The following is a 16,397-nucleotide window of genomic DNA, read 5'->3' as shown; positions in this document are numbered from 1 at the left end:
TTGTTAATAATTATTGATTTACTTGTTCACGCCGTTGCATAGCGATATGCTTGATGGCGAGTTCGACGTTACCGTCGAGTTCCGATGCGAGCTGCATCACTTCCATTTTTTCGGTTTCTTCGGTTGTGTATGCGAGATATTCCTCCAAACTAACTTCGGTGGCATATACTGCCGAGTGTGTACCACCTAAGCCAATCCAAACCTCTTTGTACAGTCGGCTTGCATCGTTGTTCATATTGATGGAAAGCACCTGACCTTTCTCTTTATCTGTAAGCCCCAACATCGCCTGTATATCATCAAATTTGTTCATATACTTTCGTTGGTCTAAAAGGATTTTACAGTCGGAATTATTGATGATACTTTCTTTGACGATGGGCGACTGGATAATGTCGTCCACTTCCTGCGTGACCACAATGGCTTCTCCGAAAAATTTCCTCACGGTTTTGAACAAATACTTGATGTATTCCGCCATTCCCTCCTTTGCGATTGCCTTCCACGCTTCTTCAATCAAAATGAGTTTGCGAATACCTTTCAGCCTCCGCATCTTGTTGATGAAGACTTCCATAATGATGATGGTGACTATGGGAAAGAGGATTTTGTGGTCTTTAATCGCATCTATCTCAAACACGATAAAGCGTTTGGACAACAGGTCTAATTGCTTATCCGAGTTCAGCAAATAGTCATACTCGCCACCTTTGTAATAGGGTTCGAGTACGTTCAGGAAATTAGCAATATCAAAGTCTTTTTCCCTGACCTGTTTTTCTTCGAGTACCTTACGGTAATCGCCTTTTACATACTCATAGAAGCCATTGAATGACGGATAAACATCGTCCTGTTTGATACGTTCGATATAACCGCTTACAGCATTGGATAATGCCACTTCTTCCGAACGGGTTGGCGGTTCATCATCACGTTTCCAAAGCGTAAGTATCAAAGTCTTGATACTTTCACGCTTTTCGATGTCGAAAACGCCATCATCCGTATAGAAAGGGTTAAAGGCAATGGGATTGTCCTCTGTGTATGTAAAATATACACCGTCTTCGCCTTTGGTTTTCCCTTTAATCAGCTCGCATAGGCCCTGATAGGAATTACCCGTATCTACCAGCAGAACGTGAGCACCCTGTTCAAAATATTGGCGAACCATATGATTGGTAAAAAAAGATTTACCCGAACCTGACGGACCAAGTATGAACTTGTTCCGGTTCGTGATAATGCCACGCTTCATAGGCAAATCGGAAATATCCAAATGGATAGGTTTTCCCGTAAGCCTGTCCGCCATTTTGATACCGAACGGCGAGGGTGAATTGTTGTAGTTTGTTTCTTCTGTAAAGAAGCATAGAGCTGGCTCAATAAAAGTGTAAAAACTTTCCTCTGCCGGAAAGTCGCCTGCATTGCCGGGCATACCTGCCCAATACAATGTGGCTACGTCCGTTGTATTATGGCGTGGCTTACATTCCATCAGTGCCAATGCACTACCGCAATCGTTTTTCAACTGTTTGAGTTCTGACGGGTCATCAGACCACGCCATTATGTTGAAGTGTGCCCTGATAGAAGATAGCCCGAAGGAATGTGCTTCGTTCAGGTATTTTTCTATCCACTCTTTGTTGATTTGGTTGGCACGGCTGTACCGAGCCAGTGAGTGCATATTCCTTGCGGACTTCTCAAACTTTTGCAGGTTGTCTTCACTGTTATCCAGGAACAAATACTGATTGTAAATATGGTTACAGCTTAACAACAGCCCCACAGGTGCGGCAAACGACAGACGGCAATCGCTACGGTCGGTGGACAATTTTTCAAAACGGGTATCAGCCGATACAGTTCCGGGCAGGTCGTCCGTATCGGACAAGGTATGCAGGCTCAATCTTTTGTTCCCGATACGGACTTCTTCAGCCCCCAATGCGATGTCCTGCATCGGGGTTCCGGCTTCTCTTGACAGCGTAAGGTATTGCTCTAACAATCCCTGATTTTCATCAGTGCCGATAATGTCATCTTCGGTCAATCGTCTAAGCGTTACAAAACCACTATCGTTTACGATACGCTCAAATTGAGCAACCGCCTCCATAAAGCGGTGTATCGTTTCCTTATTCCTGATTTCCTTTGGTATCAGCGTACCTTTGCAAAGCGAACTAAAGTTGCTTTGCATACGCATTCTTTCCTTAGTGGTCTTGGTCAGGAATAGGTAACAATAATGGTTCAGGAATGGTCGCTCGTTGAAATGCCTTTGATAACTTTTAGACAGGAAACTTTGGTCTTCCTGTGCTAAATCTGGAGCATAGTTTTCTTTGATGTACCAATCCTGCTTATGGATGACCGTAAAATCAGGCAGGGTTTTGATAGCCTTATGCCAGGCGGAGTGTATGGCTTCATATTCCGCAGAAGCCACCGTAAACAGTTCGGGTAAACGCACCTCAAAGCAGGCGGTAATGTCTGCATCTTTGGAAAGAATACAGTTGTTCTCTACTGCCAGCAAAGGAAATTTACTTTCCAATGTTGTTGTTTTAGATACGTTTCTCATAGGGTTTTCGATTTAGGAGTGAATTTTAAATACCTGTGTACAGGCTTGCGGCAGATGATGTAGCGAGGATGCCTTTTGTTCGCACCAATTTTCATTAGTCCGTGTTCGCCATATTTTTTGTTCAGTGAAAAGGTTTGCCACACAATGAGCGAAGCACCGCCTGCTCCGAGGAACAAGCAGATGTAAGAGTTTACGCCAGCCATATACAGTATCATCACGAGGATGAGCGTGCCGAGTAGCCCACCTGCAAAGATGTAGAGGTACTGTGCTTTCAGTCCTTTAAACTCCACCGTTCTTCCAATGCCTTTATTGATATTGTAGTTACTCATAAGGCAAAGGATTAAAGGAAGAATGAACGCAGGATGGTAGCTGCTACGATTAAGAAGATACACGCACCAAACCACGAAGCTGCCGTTTTGCTCGTATCAGGGTCGCCCGAACTGAACTTGTTATACACCTTAACGCCTCCTATGAGCCCAACCACCGCACCGATGGCGTAGATTAATTGGGTTGCGGGGTCGAAATAACTTGTTACCATTTGGGTAGCCTCGTTGATACCTGCCGAACCATTTCCCTGTGCGAACGCACCAATTCCTGACAGCATTGCCACGGCTGCCAGCAAAACTTTTTTTCTCTGTTTTTCCATAATTGAAACACATTAATTTGTTACTGTTTATCCCGCACCTTGCGGGCTTTCGGGACAAAGATGTTTCGGAAATCAAGGCGTTGCTGTAAAGTGGCAGTCAGAGGAAGTATTTGGCAGTGAGTGGCTTTATTGGTGGAAATTTTCAAAAGGAAATACAAATGACGAGATGCTTTTTATGCAATTCACAGTTGGTTCAATGCAACTTTTAAATTACATTTGTACATTCATAATAAAGTCAATTTTAATCATTTTTGAGATGAAAATATCAGGCAGACATATTGGAGAAATGCTGAAGGAAGCCAGAGAACAAAGGCAATTAACTCAAGAACAATTAGCCCAAAAAGTTGGTAAGAAAAGGAGTTATATTTCAAAGGTCGAAACTGATTATGGCAATAATATCAAACTTCAAACCCTTAAAGAGATAGTAGAAAAGGGATTTGAGGGTACGGTTAAAATTAATTTGGAACTCTGATTTGTATATGGATAAATTACTAAAGAATGCTTTTAAAATGCAAATTCAATCCAAAGAAGGATTTGAGTTCGAGGAATTTATTGATGAATTGTTTCTTTTGAAATATGGTGTCGATAACTATACGCCCATCAGAAGGAATAAGGATAAAGGTAATGACGGTACTATTCTACCTGAACAGAAGATATTGGCTTGTTATGCACCAAGAAAATATAGCAAAACTGACTTTGAAACGAAAGTTTTAGGAGCAACAAACAAAGAAGGAGATTTTGAAAAATATCAGAAAAACTGGAAAGATAAATTTCCAAATTGGGAAATGTATGTAAACCACGAGGTATCGCCGGAGCAGTTTACGCTAATTCAGGCTTTGGATGGTAACACTTCGATTAAAGGTATAGACCAAATTCTTTCCATTATTGACGAACTTGTATCAAGTAAAAAACGAAAACTTGCTGCCTGCTTGGGGATTGAAAACTTTTTTATACAGGACTATATTCAGGACATCATTAACGATTTACTGAACGCTTCCAGTGAAGAAGATAAGGCTTTGCATTTTGACAAAAGGAAATTAGTTCCCCCTCAACAGAAAATAGAACTCAATTTTGCACAGGAAGATTGGGATGGGATGAACTCAGAAATGGTATTGGTAATGGAGGAATTTAATACAATTACTAATATACTTTCGGGATATAACGATGATGAAATCAATACGCTGAAAAGAAGGATTATAAATGATTACAATAAACTTTCAGGCAGCTTTAAGGAAAGGTTATATAATCTGACAGACCAATACACAACAGCATACGGAAATATTAACGATGACGAATATGTGAAGTGTGTAAAATCTATATTGCTGTATATGTTTGAACAGTGTTTAATAGGCAAAAAAACAGAAAATGAACTATGATACTACCGCAGCCAGAAAGTAATCTTAAAACCAATCTTATGGTATTGGGAGCAGATATTATTAGTATTATGGGCAATTCTCCGTTTAAAAACAAATATGCCATCGTAGATGATATAATGAATAAGTTTTTAAACAGGGATAAAGATAGAACGCCCGACCTTTTTCTATATGCTTTGACATTTTTGCATACGATTGGTAGTATTGAGAAAAAAGGGTATAAAATCAAATTAGTGAAGAAGGAAATCCAAGAGGAAAATCAAACAAGTTTATTCGACAATGTTAATTAAAATATATTCAGAAACCAACCTTATAGATGCTGTTCCATTTCACAATGGGATAAACATCATATTAGGTAAATACTCTGGGGATAAAGAAGCAAGAGGTATTAATGGTATCGGCAAGTCCACGTTAGTCAGACTTATTGATTTTACTTTGTTAAGCGGTAAAGCTGAAAAAAGATTTAATCAAAAAAAGTATGATTTTTTACGGGATGACGAACACACTATTACTTTAGAATTTGACATACAAGGACAAAAATATTTTATTAAGAGAGGTTTTGCCGATACCAAAAAAATCTTTTTTGGAAAACGACCAGATGCTCTTGATGAATATGAAAAATCCGAGATGCCCAAAGTTTTGGAAGGAATATTTTTTCCGACAGAGAACAACGAAGTGTTCTTTGAAGGAAAAAGGTATGGAACGTTAATGGAATTTTTTGTTAAAGATGATTTGCAAAGCCAGCAAAGGGTTGACCCTTTAAATTTTGTTTCCTACAATGCCAATGCAAGAGAAAAGGCATTATATAATTTTTATTTGCTTAATCTTCCGACTAAAACACTTTTAAAGTATAACGAAGTTTCTTCTGAATACGAAAGGTATAATAATACCGTAAAATCCCTTTCAGAAAAGGTCAAAGCAGATACAGGTAAAGATATTCAGGAGTTTAGAACCGAGCGGCTAAAAATAGAAAAAGATATTACAGCACTTGAAAGCAGCTTGAAGGAGTATAATTTTCTTGCCAATCATAAAGAGATAGAGCAAAAATTAAATCAGGTTATTTCTGAAATTAATGAGCAATCTATCATTTATCACAATACAAACCGGAAATTAGATAAACTAAAATCCTCTTATAATGAGGTTTCATCTATTGACCTGGACAAAATTCGTAAGCTCTACAATGAAACGGTAGAAACGTTTGGCAACTTTGTAAAAAGAAGTTTGGACGAAGTCATAGACTTTAAAAAGCAACTTTTGGCGAACAGGAATAAATATCTGTTGGAGGAAGAAAAGAAATTACAATCATCAATAGACCAAAGTTTAATACAACTTGAAAAATTAGAAAAGAACAGGAGCCAATTATTTTCATTGCTAAAAGAGAGAGGTGCATTGGACAGAATTGAGAGTACCTACGAAAGATTAGTGAATGAAAAAACGCTTTTAGAACGAAACACCTCTATTGTAAGAGAAATTGACGAAATCGAAGAAATATTAGGGAACTCAAATATTGTAATAGCTGAATTAAAGAGGGATATTGTTAGTGAGCTAAACAAGCAACAAACCTATCTTGATGAGTTGAGATTATTATTTCAACAAATTCTTGAAAATGCTATCTATTTGGATGAAGAATTTGATAATTCTTATTTTAATATCACATTGAACTCTACTTCTCCGAGAAATCAGTTGCCTTTTAAAATAAGTCTGGAAATTCCCAAAGCGGATGCTTTAGGACAAGAACGTCTAAAAATTGTAGCATACGATTTGATGGTATTCTTAAAAAGCAGAATAGATAAACGGAATATCCCGGATTTTCTCGTACACGATGGTGTATTTCACGCCATATCATACAGAACAATATCCAATGTCCTAAACTATATGTACCACAAGTCAAACGAGCTGCATAACTTTCAATATATCCTTACATTCAATGAAGATGAAATTGATTTGAGCGGGGACGAAAGTAAGTTTGGAAAGTTTGATTTTGATTGGTCTAAACAGGTAGTTGCTCAATATTCAGATACGGAGCAGGAAACAATTTTTAAACGATTTTTTTAAATGGCGAAATATCAACTACCCCCTTTAAAAGATGAAAGGTTATTCGAGGAACTCACTTGTGATTTATTCAATTTTGTAGAGAATACTTCGTCATATGAAAATATAGACTTTCAGACATTTGGCGTGAAAGGACAAAATCAGAAAGGTATTGATGTCTTTTCTACTAAAACCAAAACGGTAATACAATGCAAATTGAAAAGTATTGGAAGAAAAGACGAAACTATCAGGAAAAATCTAATTCAGGATATAAATGCAGACTTAGAAAAAGCAAGGGATTTAGCGATTGATTTTGACAAATTTGTTTTCGCTTCTACATTTCGTGACGATGCTCAAATACAGGAATACCTAAATCAAATTAAAAGAGAACAGGAGCTACCATTTCATTTGTATTATTGGGGATGGGATACCATAACAAAACATATCGAACAATCAGAGACTTTATTACACAAGTATTTTCCAAAGTTTGTAAAAAAATCCAAACCTGTAAAACCAAAAATTGAATTACCGAACGGGGCATTGGGAAAAGAGCTTTCCAAGAAGAACTATATTGATTATCTAAAAAAACGATATGGCGATTGGAAGCAGATTGAATTAAACAAAAAAGGAGAAAAATTCAATTGGGCTGCTTTCACCATTTCATTGTCCAAAAGATATAAAGCGTCAGGGATTAATTATATTGATGTTCGACACTTTGATGATTTGGCATCGTATCTAAAAAGCCGAATTGATGGGACAATAATGGGAAAAGTAAACAAGTCTAAAGGAATAAAAAACTATTCTGTGTTTGAAGAGTTCTCGGAAACTGAAATCTAAAAACCTTATCTTCTAATGTATATCTCTAAAGTCAGCTTGGTCAATTATAGAAATTTTGCAAATGCAAATTTTCAATTCAATAAAGGAATAAATACCATAATCGGAGAAAACGGTTCTGGAAAGACCAATGTTTTTAGGGCAATAAGGTTGTTATTAGAAGATGCCTCCCTGCAATATGCTTATAAATTGACGGAAGGAGATTTTAACAGGTCTTTGGATAAGGGAAAGTGGAAAGGTCATTGGATTATTATCAGTATCGAATTTGATGAACTCAATAATGAGGAAGCAATTCAATCCTTGTTCATTCACGGAGTTGGAGTTACCGAAGAAGATTATGTGAAGAAAGCTACCTACAATCTTTTTTTTCGCCCTAAAGCAGACATCAGACAAAAACTTTCTGAATTGGCTGAAGGAGATATTGTTGGTTTGCAAGCTATACTTGATGGTATCACCATCCAAGATAATTACGAAACTTTCTTTACTGGTAAAAGTACTTCAGATTTTAATGACCCTAATGTATATAAAGAGCTTGTTGGCGATTTTGAGAATGTTATTTTTCCATCTACAATAGACACTTCCAAATTTGGCTCAAAAATTCCTCATCAGCTATCTGTTTCCAAAGAAATTTCTTTCACATTCATACAGGCATTAAGAGATGTGGTAAGCGATTTTCATAACAATAGAACTAATCCCTTACTAACTCTTTTGAAAAACAAAAGTGGAGAAATTAAAGAGGAGGATTATCAGCCTATCAGCGATTTGGTTGAACAATTAAATGAAAGTATTGAGGATTTGCCCGATGTACAAAATATAAGGTCAGATATAAAATCAACCATTCAGGATGCCGTTGGTCTTACTTATTCTCCATCTTCCTTATCCATTAAATCAAGTGTTCCCAATGAAGCAGAAAAACTGTTACAATCATTGAAACTTTTTATCGGCGAGCCCGGAGAGGATTATGAAGGAGGTATTCACGAATTAAGTTTAGGTGGTGCTAATCTTATATTTTTAACGCTGAAATTACTTGAGTTTAAGTATAGAAAATCAAAAGATACATTTGCCAATTTTTTGGTTATTGAGGAGCCGGAAGCCCATATACATAATCATATTCAGAAGACCTTATTTGACAAATTGGATTATGGAGATACTCAAATTATCTATTCTACTCATTCCACACAAATTTCCGAAGTAAGTAACGTTGAGAACATAAACATACTTGCGAAGAAATTAAATTGTGCGGAAGTATATCAACCATCAACTGGTTTAATACCTGAAAGCATCAATCAAATACAACGTTATTTGGATGCTGTAAGAACCAATCTATTATTTGCCAAAGGCGTGATATTGGTTGAGGGAGATGCAGAGGAGATTTTAATACCCATAATGGTCAAAAAAGTATTTGGAGTAAGTCTTGACGAACTTGGGATTAGCCTCATCAATATACGAAGTACAGGGTTTGAGAATGTAGCCCAGCTCTTCCACGACAGCCGGATAAAAAGAAAATGTGCAATTCTAACAGATTTAGATGATGCGATTTGTGATACAACAATTAATGAGGATGATACCGACCGATTAAAAAAATATAAGAGGAAAGTTGAAGCCTCTAAACAAAAGGGATTAGAGCGTAAAGCTAAATTAGATACTTTTGAAGCGGGGAATGATTGGATAAAAGTATTTTATGCCAAACATACATTTGAAGTTGATTTTGTTACGGCGGGGAATGAATGGGAAGTAAAAAAAATTATCAAACAAGTTTATACTGACCAGGACACGATTGACCAGTCTAAAACCGATATTGAAGATGATGATGTCGCCGTTTATGGAAAGCGGGTGCTTACAATGGCTAAGCAAGAAGGAAAGGGCTGGTTTGCTATAATGTTAGGCAAACATATTTCTTTTAAGACAGAAATTCCAAACTACATAGTTGATGCCATTCTTTTTGCCAAAGAAACGTACTCCAGCAATATTATTGCCGATATTATTGAATACAGGATAAACAAACATTTTGATGAGGATAATGCTTTGGACTTTTCATCTTGCAGGGAGAGCCTAACGAAGTATAGAAAAGAAGAAGCAACTTTGAATGACCTTTCTTTTGATTTAGACTTGGTAATATCAGACGACCAATTATTAACATTCATAGATAAATTAAAGTAGGCTATGTTTGTTTGGGAGAAAGGTAGTTTAAATGAAGAGCAAGAAACTGCAATTTTGGAAAATGACAGCGTACTCTTGATTGCCTGTCCCGGTAGTGGGAAAACAAGAACGCTTACATACAAAATCGCTTATGAATTAAGCCGGTTAAAATCTAAGAAAGAGTTCGTCATTGCCATCACATATACGAATAATGCTGCTGATGAAATTAAAGAGCGGGTTGAATTATTAGGAGTTGATACCACGCAATTGTGGATTGGTACTATTCACTCATTTTGTATGGAATGGGTATTGAAGCCTTACCACCTGTATTCTGAAAGATTGAAAAACGGATTTAAAGTTTGTAATTCCTTTGATACCGAAAAGCTCCTAACCGAAATATGCAAAAAATACAGTAATCCAAAAGTCACTTTTTATGATTTTCAATATTATGCTACCATTAATGGGAATTATAGATTTACATCGAAAAACAACAACCAAAATGTACACATAAAAGCTATTCTTCAGGAGTATTTCGGAATATTAAAAGATAATAATCAACTGGATTTTGAACAGATACTTTTTTATGCCTATGAATTATTAAAATCAAAACCAATTATTAGCACTATCCTGTGCAGATTGTTCCCATTTATTTTGATTGATGAGTATCAAGATACAAAAGAGATACAATACCACATTATCGCAAAAATACTAAGTGCAAATAAGGGGTGCTCAAAGACATTAATTGTAGGCGACCCGAACCAGTCTATTTACCATTCTTTAGGGGGATACCCTATGCCAAAGGAAGAGCTGGAGAAACTTTTAGGGTTTAATTTGACACAATTAAGTTTAGATAAAAATTATAGGTCATCAGAAGCAATCATAAATTACTTTGATTATTACAAAACGTTTGCTACACCCATTGTTGCTTTTGGGAACGAAAAAGGTTATAATAGTTTAATTACATATAACTTGTCGGTTTCTTTAGATAATTTGATAGAAGAAATTGCGAAACTGATTTTGTTTAATGTACGAGAGGTTGGAATAGTCCCTAACGAAATCTGTATCGCAGCACCTCAATGGTTGCAGATTGCAAGTATTACAAGAAAATTGATGATTAGGCTTCCGGATTTTAGTTTTGATGGACCAGGAATGGCTCCGTTTTCTCGGGACATTGAGAATTTTTGGTTTAAAGTTTCGAGAATAGTTTTAACAGAACCGTCGCCTTATATGTACGTTCGCCGTTTACGTTGGAGTAAAGAAGTTTTGAATGAACTTGATGCAGCTGGAGTAGATGTATCAAAATTATCAAATAAGGAGTTTTTGAAAATCTGTAATTCTATTGAAGTGAATGAAAATGATGGCTTAACTTACTTGCGTTCTTTCTTTGAACGAATTTGTGAAAGCCTAAAAATACAAATTCAGAATTTCCCGTTACTTGAAGAACATCACACATCATTTTTTGCGAGTTCTGAAAGTAGAATACAAAGGCTTATTGACGAGGGAAATCCTTTTATTGGGGAAATTGAAAATTTTAGAAAAGTTTTCAAACAAAGGGATGGAATTACAGTTTCAACTATTCACGGCGTAAAGGGAGAAGAATATGATACAGTAATAGGTTTTGCTCTTCTCGATGATTATGTACCACATTTCAATGACACAAATGGCTATGAAAATTCAAAAAAGTTACTTTACGTTTTAGCATCCAGAGCCAGAAAAAATTTGCATTTGATTTCAGAAACATCAAGAGGTATAAATTACTATAACCCAAATGGTAAAAGCCCAACTCCTCATTTGCTCGAATATAATTATGGATATTCTACTATTGAATTTAATGATTTAGATTGATATATTATTTAAGTTGATAAACAAAGGGAAGCCTATATAAACTCCCCGATGTCAAAATCCTCAAAACCATTTTTCCGCAAATTGGAAGAACCGGCTTCGGTATCAGATGATGAAAGTGTGCTGTCCAATAGCTCGGCAATCTTTTTGGAAGCATCTTGCATTGAACTTTCGAGTAGAGCAAATAATTCGGTTCCCTGTAATCTTTGAACTATATCAATCGCTGTTTCCTTTTGGGCTGGTTCCAATGTTTCTTTTTGGAGCAACACCCCCACGCTGTTTAGTTCTTCAAAGGTAACCCCCTGGGCAAAACCGTCATCGCTACTGGAAGTTCTGTACCTGTTCAAATCTTCTTCTTCCTCTGCTAAATCGGGTACATTATTACTAAACACCTCGTCCAGTTCTTCCTGCGGAATTTGTTGAATACCTACGTTTTCATTTTTGTCGTATTCAATGTCTAAATTATCGGGATTTATCTCCTGTTCCTCTATTTGGCTTTCATTGGCCGTGTTTGGCAGGGATTGGCTTCTTACAGGCTTGGGCTGACCCATAATATCGGGCAAATTTGGGTTGACTTTCTGCTCTGTCGGCTTTTTTTCCGACTTTCTTTTAATAACAATCTTGTCCTGTAAAAGCAGGACAATAACTATCAGCAGGCATATTACAATTACTATTTCCATCGCTAAAAAATTGGTTTGTTCTGTTTGTTGTAATAATCAATAATGTCTTCGCCAAATTCCTTGAAGTGATGTTCAAGAATGTTGTCTATTAAAGAGTAAAGCGTGGCTTTGTCCGCTCTTGATACCTGTACAATGCGAAGCAACCGTTCGTGATATTCGGGACGTATATACACAACTTTTCCGTGTCGTCCTGACGGAAAGTGGTTGATGAGGAATTGAGAGGGATAAAGGTTTTTCCGCTCTTTATTTTTCTGATTTTTTCTATTGCTGTTCATTGCTATAATTTTTAAAAGGTTGGCTTGTTTGCTTTGTCGTAAAGCTCTTTCATTTCCGTTCCGAAATCATCAAAATGATGCTGAAGCAAATTCTGTAAATAATCGGCAAGGGTCAGCTTGCCACCACCGAGCATAAATACAAGCAGGTTCAATTTCTGATGAAACTCTTTGCTGATATATACCGTTTTCCCTTTCCTTGCCATAAATTCCGTAGGTGTAAGGAATGTGGATTTGTATTGAGCCGTGCGTAAGGCTTTGTCTGTTTTTTTGTTTGTATTTTTCATAATCAAATGCTTTAAAAAATGGGTTTAAACTTCTCGTTAAAATCATCGGTAATTGCTTTCTCAAACAGTTCAAAATGATGTTCGAGAATATTGTCGAGGTAAGCATACAGCGGTATCTTATCTTTCCCGATAACCTGTACGATACGGGACAGGCGTTCGTGGTATTCCTGCCGGATATAGATGCTCTTGTCGCCCCGTTTTTCCATTGAGTGCGTATTGAGAAAACGTTCACCGTAGGTACTGTCCGAATTTTTCCTGGCTCTTGTCCGCTCTCTTTGTACAGGCTTCTCCTGTGCAGGCTCCTTAACTTCTTCTTTGATAATTTCTTCTCCTATGGTTTCCGCTTTGGGAGGCTCTTCAGGCGTTTCGACAGGAGGCTGTTTCATTCCTTCTTTGCGTACACCGCCAGCCATTAATGACATTACATATTCCTCGTCAATTTCAGGGCTGTTTCTTTTTTTATTTCCTTTTTCCATAATCGTTACAGTTCAATGGTTCTTAAAAATTCCTGGATAAATAAATCCAACTGACAAGCAGTCATCAGCCTTTGGTCGGGCGGTAGCAAAGAAGAACGGAAAGGCGTTTTTTCCATTGCTTCACTCTCTTTTCTGAAACGCTTGCTGTCCGTTACATAAATTTTCATCAGGGAGAAACCTAAATCCGCTATGAATTTGCCGTACAAATCATAGAGTTCCGACTTTTCACGTCTGTCCACCTGGTTCCAAAACAGGTGGATGCCTTTAATGGTGCTTCCCCCGTTTTTCATTATAATATCAGTAAGAGCCTGTGTAAAGCTCAGTGTACTTTCCACGACAACCCTGTCAGCCGTGATAGGCGAAAAAATGTAATCCATTCCCATAAGGGTATGGAGTATTCCGGCAGAGTTGACCGTTCCGGGCAAGTCGAAGAAAACTACATCAAACGGAATAGTTGAGGAACGGAGTAAATTATCGGCTTCACTCAAAGCGGTTTCCGCTTTGCATTGCTCTATCGTGTAGGCTTTCTTATTAATGGTCATAAACTGCCTGTGGGCAATCCGCTTAAAGTGTTCGTTTTCCCTTACGGCTTTCAAATCCCTTTCACGCATTTTCACTAAACTGTACTGCGGATAATCGCAATCCAACACGGCTACATTGTAGCCCATCCGGTAATGGAGCAGGCTGGCTACAAGTGCCGTAAATGTGCTTTTGCCAACGCCGCCTTTTTGAGAGGAAAAGGCAATGAACAGCGGTTTCTTTTTTGTTTCCATATCTTAAAAATTTAAAGTTTCTACTTTCTTGCAGGCATTCCATCCTGCGGACTGTCTGTCTGTCATTCCTGATTTCATTCAGGCTTCCTTGCAGGATAGCCAGCTATCTTGCTTGACTGAACTTGTGACTGTCTGCCTCTCTGCAATACGGCGGGACAGCACCCATTCCTGTTTGCTATCAGTCAGGATAGCCGTCATTCCTGTACTCCTGCAAACCTGCATTCGTTCAGGAAGTCTGTCTTGCGTGATTGCCTGCCGTCAGTCTATCACGTTTGCTTTCTTACAATCCTGCAATCTTGCAGTCTTGCAATCCGGCTTGCAGGATTGTCTGCATTTCTGAACGCTGTCTATCCGCTCTGAATGATGGTCTGATAGCGTTCCTGCCTGAAATCTGATACAAAGAACCAATGTTATTTTCCTTGTTGTACACAGGAGGCAGTGTTTGGCGTTCAAAGGCAGTGTTTGGCACTCTGTTACACTGCAATGCTTTCATAAAGAGGGCTTTACTTTGTAAAATGAATTTTATTAACGGATTTATGCAAAATCGAAATGACAAAACGGAATTTAACAACAACGGCATCGAGCCGTTTTTCCCTGTTAAAATCAATCCGTCCCGAAGGGCGGATTTTTGTGTTCACCGGAACACGGCAAGTTGTGTTTTGAGCATCTCGGAATGATTTCCGATGCTCAAAACAACTTGCCCTTTGCAGGGGGCGGAAAACACCTTCCGAAGTCAGGGTTTTGTATGGATTTAAAATGGATTAGTGATGAACGATAACAACAGTAAGCAACAGAAAAAGACCGGACGCCGCCCGAAAAAAGACCCGGCGAACATCCGATACACCATTTCCTTTAACGAGCAGGAACACGCTCGTTTTCTTGCCCTTTTTGACAAATCAGGTATGCAGGTAAAGGCGCATTTTATTACGTCCTGCATCTTTGACAAGACCATAAAGACCATTCAGATTGACAAAGGAACGGTTGATTTTTATATGCGGCTGACCTCTTTTCACAGCCAGTTCCGTTCCATAGGCGTGAACTATAACCAGATTGTAAAGCTATTGTACAAGAATTTTTCGGAGAAAAAAGCCGCAGCGTTCCTGTATAAACTGGAAAAACAAACGGCTGAAATGGCGATGCTTTGTCAAAAAATTATTCAGATAAGCGAGGAATTTGAAGCCAAACACCTGAATAAACTGCCGTAGAAATGATAGCGAAAATTGGCAGAAGCGGAAATTTATACGGGGCGTTGGCATATAATCAGCTTAAAGTGGAGAATGAGAACGGGCAAATTTTGTTCGCCAATAAGATGATTGAAACCGCAAGCGGTCATTATTCCGTTGCACAATTAGCCCAGTCTTTCGCTCCTTATCTTATTGCTAACCGCAATACCGAGAAACATACCTTACATATTTCGCTCAATCCCGACCCGAAAGACAAAGTAAGCGATGATAAATTTCGGGAAATGGCAGAGGAATATATGCGGGAAATGGGTTACAGCGAACAGCCCTTTGTAGTATTCAAACACACCGATATTGACCGCAGCCACATTCATATTGTATCGGTTTGTGTTGATGAACAGGGCAAAAAGATTTCGGACAAGTTCGAGAAAATGCGGTCTATGAACCTGTGCCGGGAGTTGGAAAGAAAACACGGGTTGATACCCGCAACAGACAAAGAGCGCAATCAGAATGAGAAGGTTTTCCGTCCGGTAGATTATCGGGCGGGCGATGTAAAAAGCCAAATTGCTTCGGTAGTCCGACACCTGCCGAATTATTACCAGTACCAAAGTTTGGGCGAATACAATGCTTTGCTATCTCTTTTCAATATTACCGCCGAGAAAATAGAGGGAGAATTACAGGGAAAGATGCAGCAGGGTTTATTGTACATTCCCTTAAATGAAAAAGGCGAAAGAGCCGGGCATCCGTTCAAGGCTTCCCTGTTCGGCAAGGGCGCAGGGCTACCTGCTTTGGAATTGCATTTTGCGAAATGCAAAACAGCTTTAAAAGACCACCCAAGCAAGCAAACCCTAAAAGCTGCCGCTACCATTGCCCTGAAAACAACGAGCGACGAGCATTCTTTTAAAAAACAATTGGCTGAACAGGGCATTAACGTAGTGGTGCGCCGGAACGATACAGGTCGTATTTATGGAATGACTTTCATAGACCATAATTCTAAAACGGTTTGGAACGGTTCACGCTTAGAAAAGGACATTTCTGCCAATGCCTTTAATGATTATTGGAACAATAACATCAAACCGGAGATAAAAGAACCTGCTTTACAGTCACCCAAAATATCCACATCAAATGATGCGGATCTTCCTGCGGAAGAACCACACCATTTGTTCGACTTCTTAACTACGGAAAAACACGAAGACGGCTTTATTGAAGCATTAGGCGGTTTGCTACCCGAAGCCCAGGGCGAAGATTACGAGGAACAGGACTTTGCAAACAAGATGAAGAAGAAACGCAAACGCCAAAGAGGTCAGAAATAGTAATTAGCCAAATACTGCCACGCAACGCCACTGGC

Annotated in this window: 17 protein-coding genes; 9 read left to right on the top strand and 8 right to left on the bottom strand. The window is 38.3% G+C overall.

Features of this window, described 5'->3' with window-relative positions; all coding sequences use genetic code 11:
* Nucleotides 1-10: 10 nt before the first annotated feature.
* Genes ACYVBM_RS10390 through ACYVBM_RS10380 form a run of 3 tightly spaced genes read right to left on the bottom strand, consistent with a single transcriptional unit; the run spans nucleotide 11 to nucleotide 3,161 of the window.
* A complete protein-coding gene (locus tag ACYVBM_RS10390) occupies nucleotides 11-2,515 on the bottom strand; it encodes a TraG family conjugative transposon ATPase (RefSeq protein ID WP_460685586.1) in 2,505 nt (834 codons plus the stop codon).
* Nucleotides 2,512-2,844, bottom strand: a complete 333-nt coding sequence (locus ACYVBM_RS10385) for a DUF4133 domain-containing protein (RefSeq protein WP_460685585.1) — start codon at nucleotides 2,842-2,844, stop codon at nucleotides 2,512-2,514. The genes ACYVBM_RS10390 and ACYVBM_RS10385 overlap by 4 nt, the downstream gene beginning before the upstream one ends.
* Nucleotides 2,845-2,855: 11 nt before the next feature.
* On the bottom strand, nucleotides 2,856-3,161 hold the full coding sequence (locus ACYVBM_RS10380; RefSeq protein WP_002979435.1) for a DUF4134 domain-containing protein: 306 nt from the start codon (nucleotides 3,159-3,161) through the stop codon (nucleotides 2,856-2,858).
* A 256-nt stretch (nucleotides 3,162-3,417) separates the two neighbouring features.
* On the opposite strand from ACYVBM_RS10380, the gene ACYVBM_RS10375 reads away from it, so the two are divergent.
* The 7 genes from ACYVBM_RS10375 to ACYVBM_RS10345 are packed head-to-tail and all read left to right on the top strand — an operon-like array spanning nucleotide 3,418 to nucleotide 11,383.
* On the top strand, nucleotides 3,418-3,633 hold the full coding sequence (locus tag ACYVBM_RS10375; protein WP_460685584.1) for a helix-turn-helix domain-containing protein: 216 nt from the start codon (nucleotides 3,418-3,420) through the stop codon (nucleotides 3,631-3,633).
* A 1-nt stretch (nucleotide 3,634) separates the two neighbouring features.
* Nucleotides 3,635-4,537, top strand: coding sequence for a hypothetical protein (locus ACYVBM_RS10370; protein WP_460685583.1), 903 nt, complete (start codon nucleotides 3,635-3,637; stop codon nucleotides 4,535-4,537).
* Complete coding sequence (locus tag ACYVBM_RS10365; RefSeq protein WP_124986852.1) at nucleotides 4,534-4,824, top strand: hypothetical protein; 291 nt, start codon at nucleotides 4,534-4,536, stop codon at nucleotides 4,822-4,824. The genes ACYVBM_RS10370 and ACYVBM_RS10365 overlap by 4 nt, the downstream gene beginning before the upstream one ends.
* Nucleotides 4,814-6,589 (top strand): DUF2326 domain-containing protein, encoded by a 1,776-nt coding sequence (locus ACYVBM_RS10360; protein WP_460685582.1) that lies wholly within the window; start codon nucleotides 4,814-4,816, stop codon nucleotides 6,587-6,589. Before ACYVBM_RS10365 ends, ACYVBM_RS10360 begins: the two co-directional genes overlap by 11 nt.
* Nucleotides 6,590-7,402 carry a hypothetical protein gene (locus tag ACYVBM_RS10355; protein ID WP_460685581.1) on the top strand — a complete coding sequence of 271 codons (813 nt, stop codon included), beginning with the start codon at nucleotides 6,590-6,592 and terminating at the stop codon, nucleotides 7,400-7,402.
* Between the two features lie 15 nt (nucleotides 7,403-7,417).
* Nucleotides 7,418-9,559, top strand: coding sequence for an AAA family ATPase (locus ACYVBM_RS10350; protein ID WP_460685580.1), 2,142 nt, complete (start codon nucleotides 7,418-7,420; stop codon nucleotides 9,557-9,559).
* 3 nt (nucleotides 9,560-9,562) lie between these two features.
* Complete coding sequence (locus tag ACYVBM_RS10345) at nucleotides 9,563-11,383, top strand: UvrD-helicase domain-containing protein (protein ID WP_460685579.1); 1,821 nt, start codon at nucleotides 9,563-9,565, stop codon at nucleotides 11,381-11,383.
* A gap of 32 nt (nucleotides 11,384-11,415) precedes the next feature.
* Here ACYVBM_RS10345 and ACYVBM_RS10340 read toward each other — a convergent pair whose 3' ends face one another.
* The 5 genes from ACYVBM_RS10340 to ACYVBM_RS10320 are packed head-to-tail and all read right to left on the bottom strand — an operon-like array spanning nucleotide 11,416 to nucleotide 13,868.
* The gene (locus ACYVBM_RS10340) at nucleotides 11,416-12,060 is read right to left on the bottom strand and encodes a hypothetical protein (RefSeq protein ID WP_460685578.1); all 645 of its coding nucleotides are present in this window, start codon (nucleotides 12,058-12,060) and stop codon (nucleotides 11,416-11,418) included.
* Between the two features lie 2 nt (nucleotides 12,061-12,062).
* Nucleotides 12,063-12,335 carry a DUF3408 domain-containing protein gene (locus ACYVBM_RS10335; protein WP_460685577.1) on the bottom strand — a complete coding sequence of 91 codons (273 nt, stop codon included), beginning with the start codon at nucleotides 12,333-12,335 and terminating at the stop codon, nucleotides 12,063-12,065.
* An 11-nt stretch (nucleotides 12,336-12,346) separates the two neighbouring features.
* Entirely contained in the window at nucleotides 12,347-12,619 is a 273-nt protein-coding gene (locus ACYVBM_RS10330) for a DUF3408 domain-containing protein (protein WP_254306861.1), read from the bottom strand.
* Between the two features lie 11 nt (nucleotides 12,620-12,630).
* Nucleotides 12,631-13,095, bottom strand: a complete 465-nt coding sequence (locus tag ACYVBM_RS10325; protein WP_460685576.1) for a DUF3408 domain-containing protein — start codon at nucleotides 13,093-13,095, stop codon at nucleotides 12,631-12,633.
* Between the two features lie 5 nt (nucleotides 13,096-13,100).
* Nucleotides 13,101-13,868: a ParA family protein gene (locus ACYVBM_RS10320; protein WP_460685575.1), complete on the bottom strand. Its 768-nt coding sequence runs from the start codon at nucleotides 13,866-13,868 to the stop codon at nucleotides 13,101-13,103.
* A 767-nt stretch (nucleotides 13,869-14,635) separates the two neighbouring features.
* Between ACYVBM_RS10320 and mobA the strand changes: the two genes are divergently transcribed.
* Nucleotides 14,636-15,073 carry a conjugal transfer protein MobA gene (gene mobA / locus ACYVBM_RS10315; protein ID WP_460685574.1) on the top strand — a complete coding sequence of 146 codons (438 nt, stop codon included), beginning with the start codon at nucleotides 14,636-14,638 and terminating at the stop codon, nucleotides 15,071-15,073.
* Nucleotides 15,074-15,075: 2 nt separating this feature from the next.
* The gene (gene mobB, locus ACYVBM_RS10310; protein ID WP_460685573.1) at nucleotides 15,076-16,362 is read left to right on the top strand and encodes a conjugal transfer protein MobB; all 1,287 of its coding nucleotides are present in this window, start codon (nucleotides 15,076-15,078) and stop codon (nucleotides 16,360-16,362) included.
* Nucleotides 16,363-16,397: the final 35 nt, after the last annotated feature.

Source organism: Niabella aquatica, from assembly GCF_054779315.1.
Note: the sequence above shows the minus strand (reverse complement) of the source record. Positions and strands in the feature narration are given on the sequence as shown.

What these genes read in the sequence shown, in the direction of transcription:
- ACYVBM_RS10390 (WP_460685586.1), bottom strand. Translation starts at nt 2,515, where the DNA reads ATGAGAAACGTATCTAAAACAACAACATTGGAAAGTAAATTTCCTTTG.
- ACYVBM_RS10385 (WP_460685585.1), bottom strand. Translation starts at nt 2,844, where the DNA reads ATGAGTAACTACAATATCAATAAAGGCATTGGAAGAACGGTGGAGTTT.
- ACYVBM_RS10380 (WP_002979435.1), bottom strand. Translation starts at nt 3,161, where the DNA reads ATGGAAAAACAGAGAAAAAAAGTTTTGCTGGCAGCCGTGGCAATGCTG.
- ACYVBM_RS10375 (WP_460685584.1), top strand. Translation starts at nt 3,418, where the DNA reads ATGAAAATATCAGGCAGACATATTGGAGAAATGCTGAAGGAAGCCAGA.
- ACYVBM_RS10365 (WP_124986852.1), top strand. Translation starts at nt 4,534, where the DNA reads ATGATACTACCGCAGCCAGAAAGTAATCTTAAAACCAATCTTATGGTA.
- ACYVBM_RS10360 (WP_460685582.1), top strand. Translation starts at nt 4,814, where the DNA reads ATGTTAATTAAAATATATTCAGAAACCAACCTTATAGATGCTGTTCCA.
- ACYVBM_RS10355 (WP_460685581.1), top strand. Translation starts at nt 6,590, where the DNA reads ATGGCGAAATATCAACTACCCCCTTTAAAAGATGAAAGGTTATTCGAG.
- ACYVBM_RS10350 (WP_460685580.1), top strand. Translation starts at nt 7,418, where the DNA reads ATGTATATCTCTAAAGTCAGCTTGGTCAATTATAGAAATTTTGCAAAT.
- ACYVBM_RS10345 (WP_460685579.1), top strand. Translation starts at nt 9,563, where the DNA reads ATGTTTGTTTGGGAGAAAGGTAGTTTAAATGAAGAGCAAGAAACTGCA.
- ACYVBM_RS10340 (WP_460685578.1), bottom strand. Translation starts at nt 12,060, where the DNA reads ATGGAAATAGTAATTGTAATATGCCTGCTGATAGTTATTGTCCTGCTT.
- ACYVBM_RS10335 (WP_460685577.1), bottom strand. Translation starts at nt 12,335, where the DNA reads ATGAACAGCAATAGAAAAAATCAGAAAAATAAAGAGCGGAAAAACCTT.
- ACYVBM_RS10330 (WP_254306861.1), bottom strand. Translation starts at nt 12,619, where the DNA reads ATGAAAAATACAAACAAAAAAACAGACAAAGCCTTACGCACGGCTCAA.
- ACYVBM_RS10325 (WP_460685576.1), bottom strand. Translation starts at nt 13,095, where the DNA reads ATGGAAAAAGGAAATAAAAAAAGAAACAGCCCTGAAATTGACGAGGAA.
- ACYVBM_RS10320 (WP_460685575.1), bottom strand. Translation starts at nt 13,868, where the DNA reads ATGGAAACAAAAAAGAAACCGCTGTTCATTGCCTTTTCCTCTCAAAAA.
- mobA (WP_460685574.1), top strand. Translation starts at nt 14,636, where the DNA reads ATGAACGATAACAACAGTAAGCAACAGAAAAAGACCGGACGCCGCCCG.
- mobB (WP_460685573.1), top strand. Translation starts at nt 15,076, where the DNA reads ATGATAGCGAAAATTGGCAGAAGCGGAAATTTATACGGGGCGTTGGCA.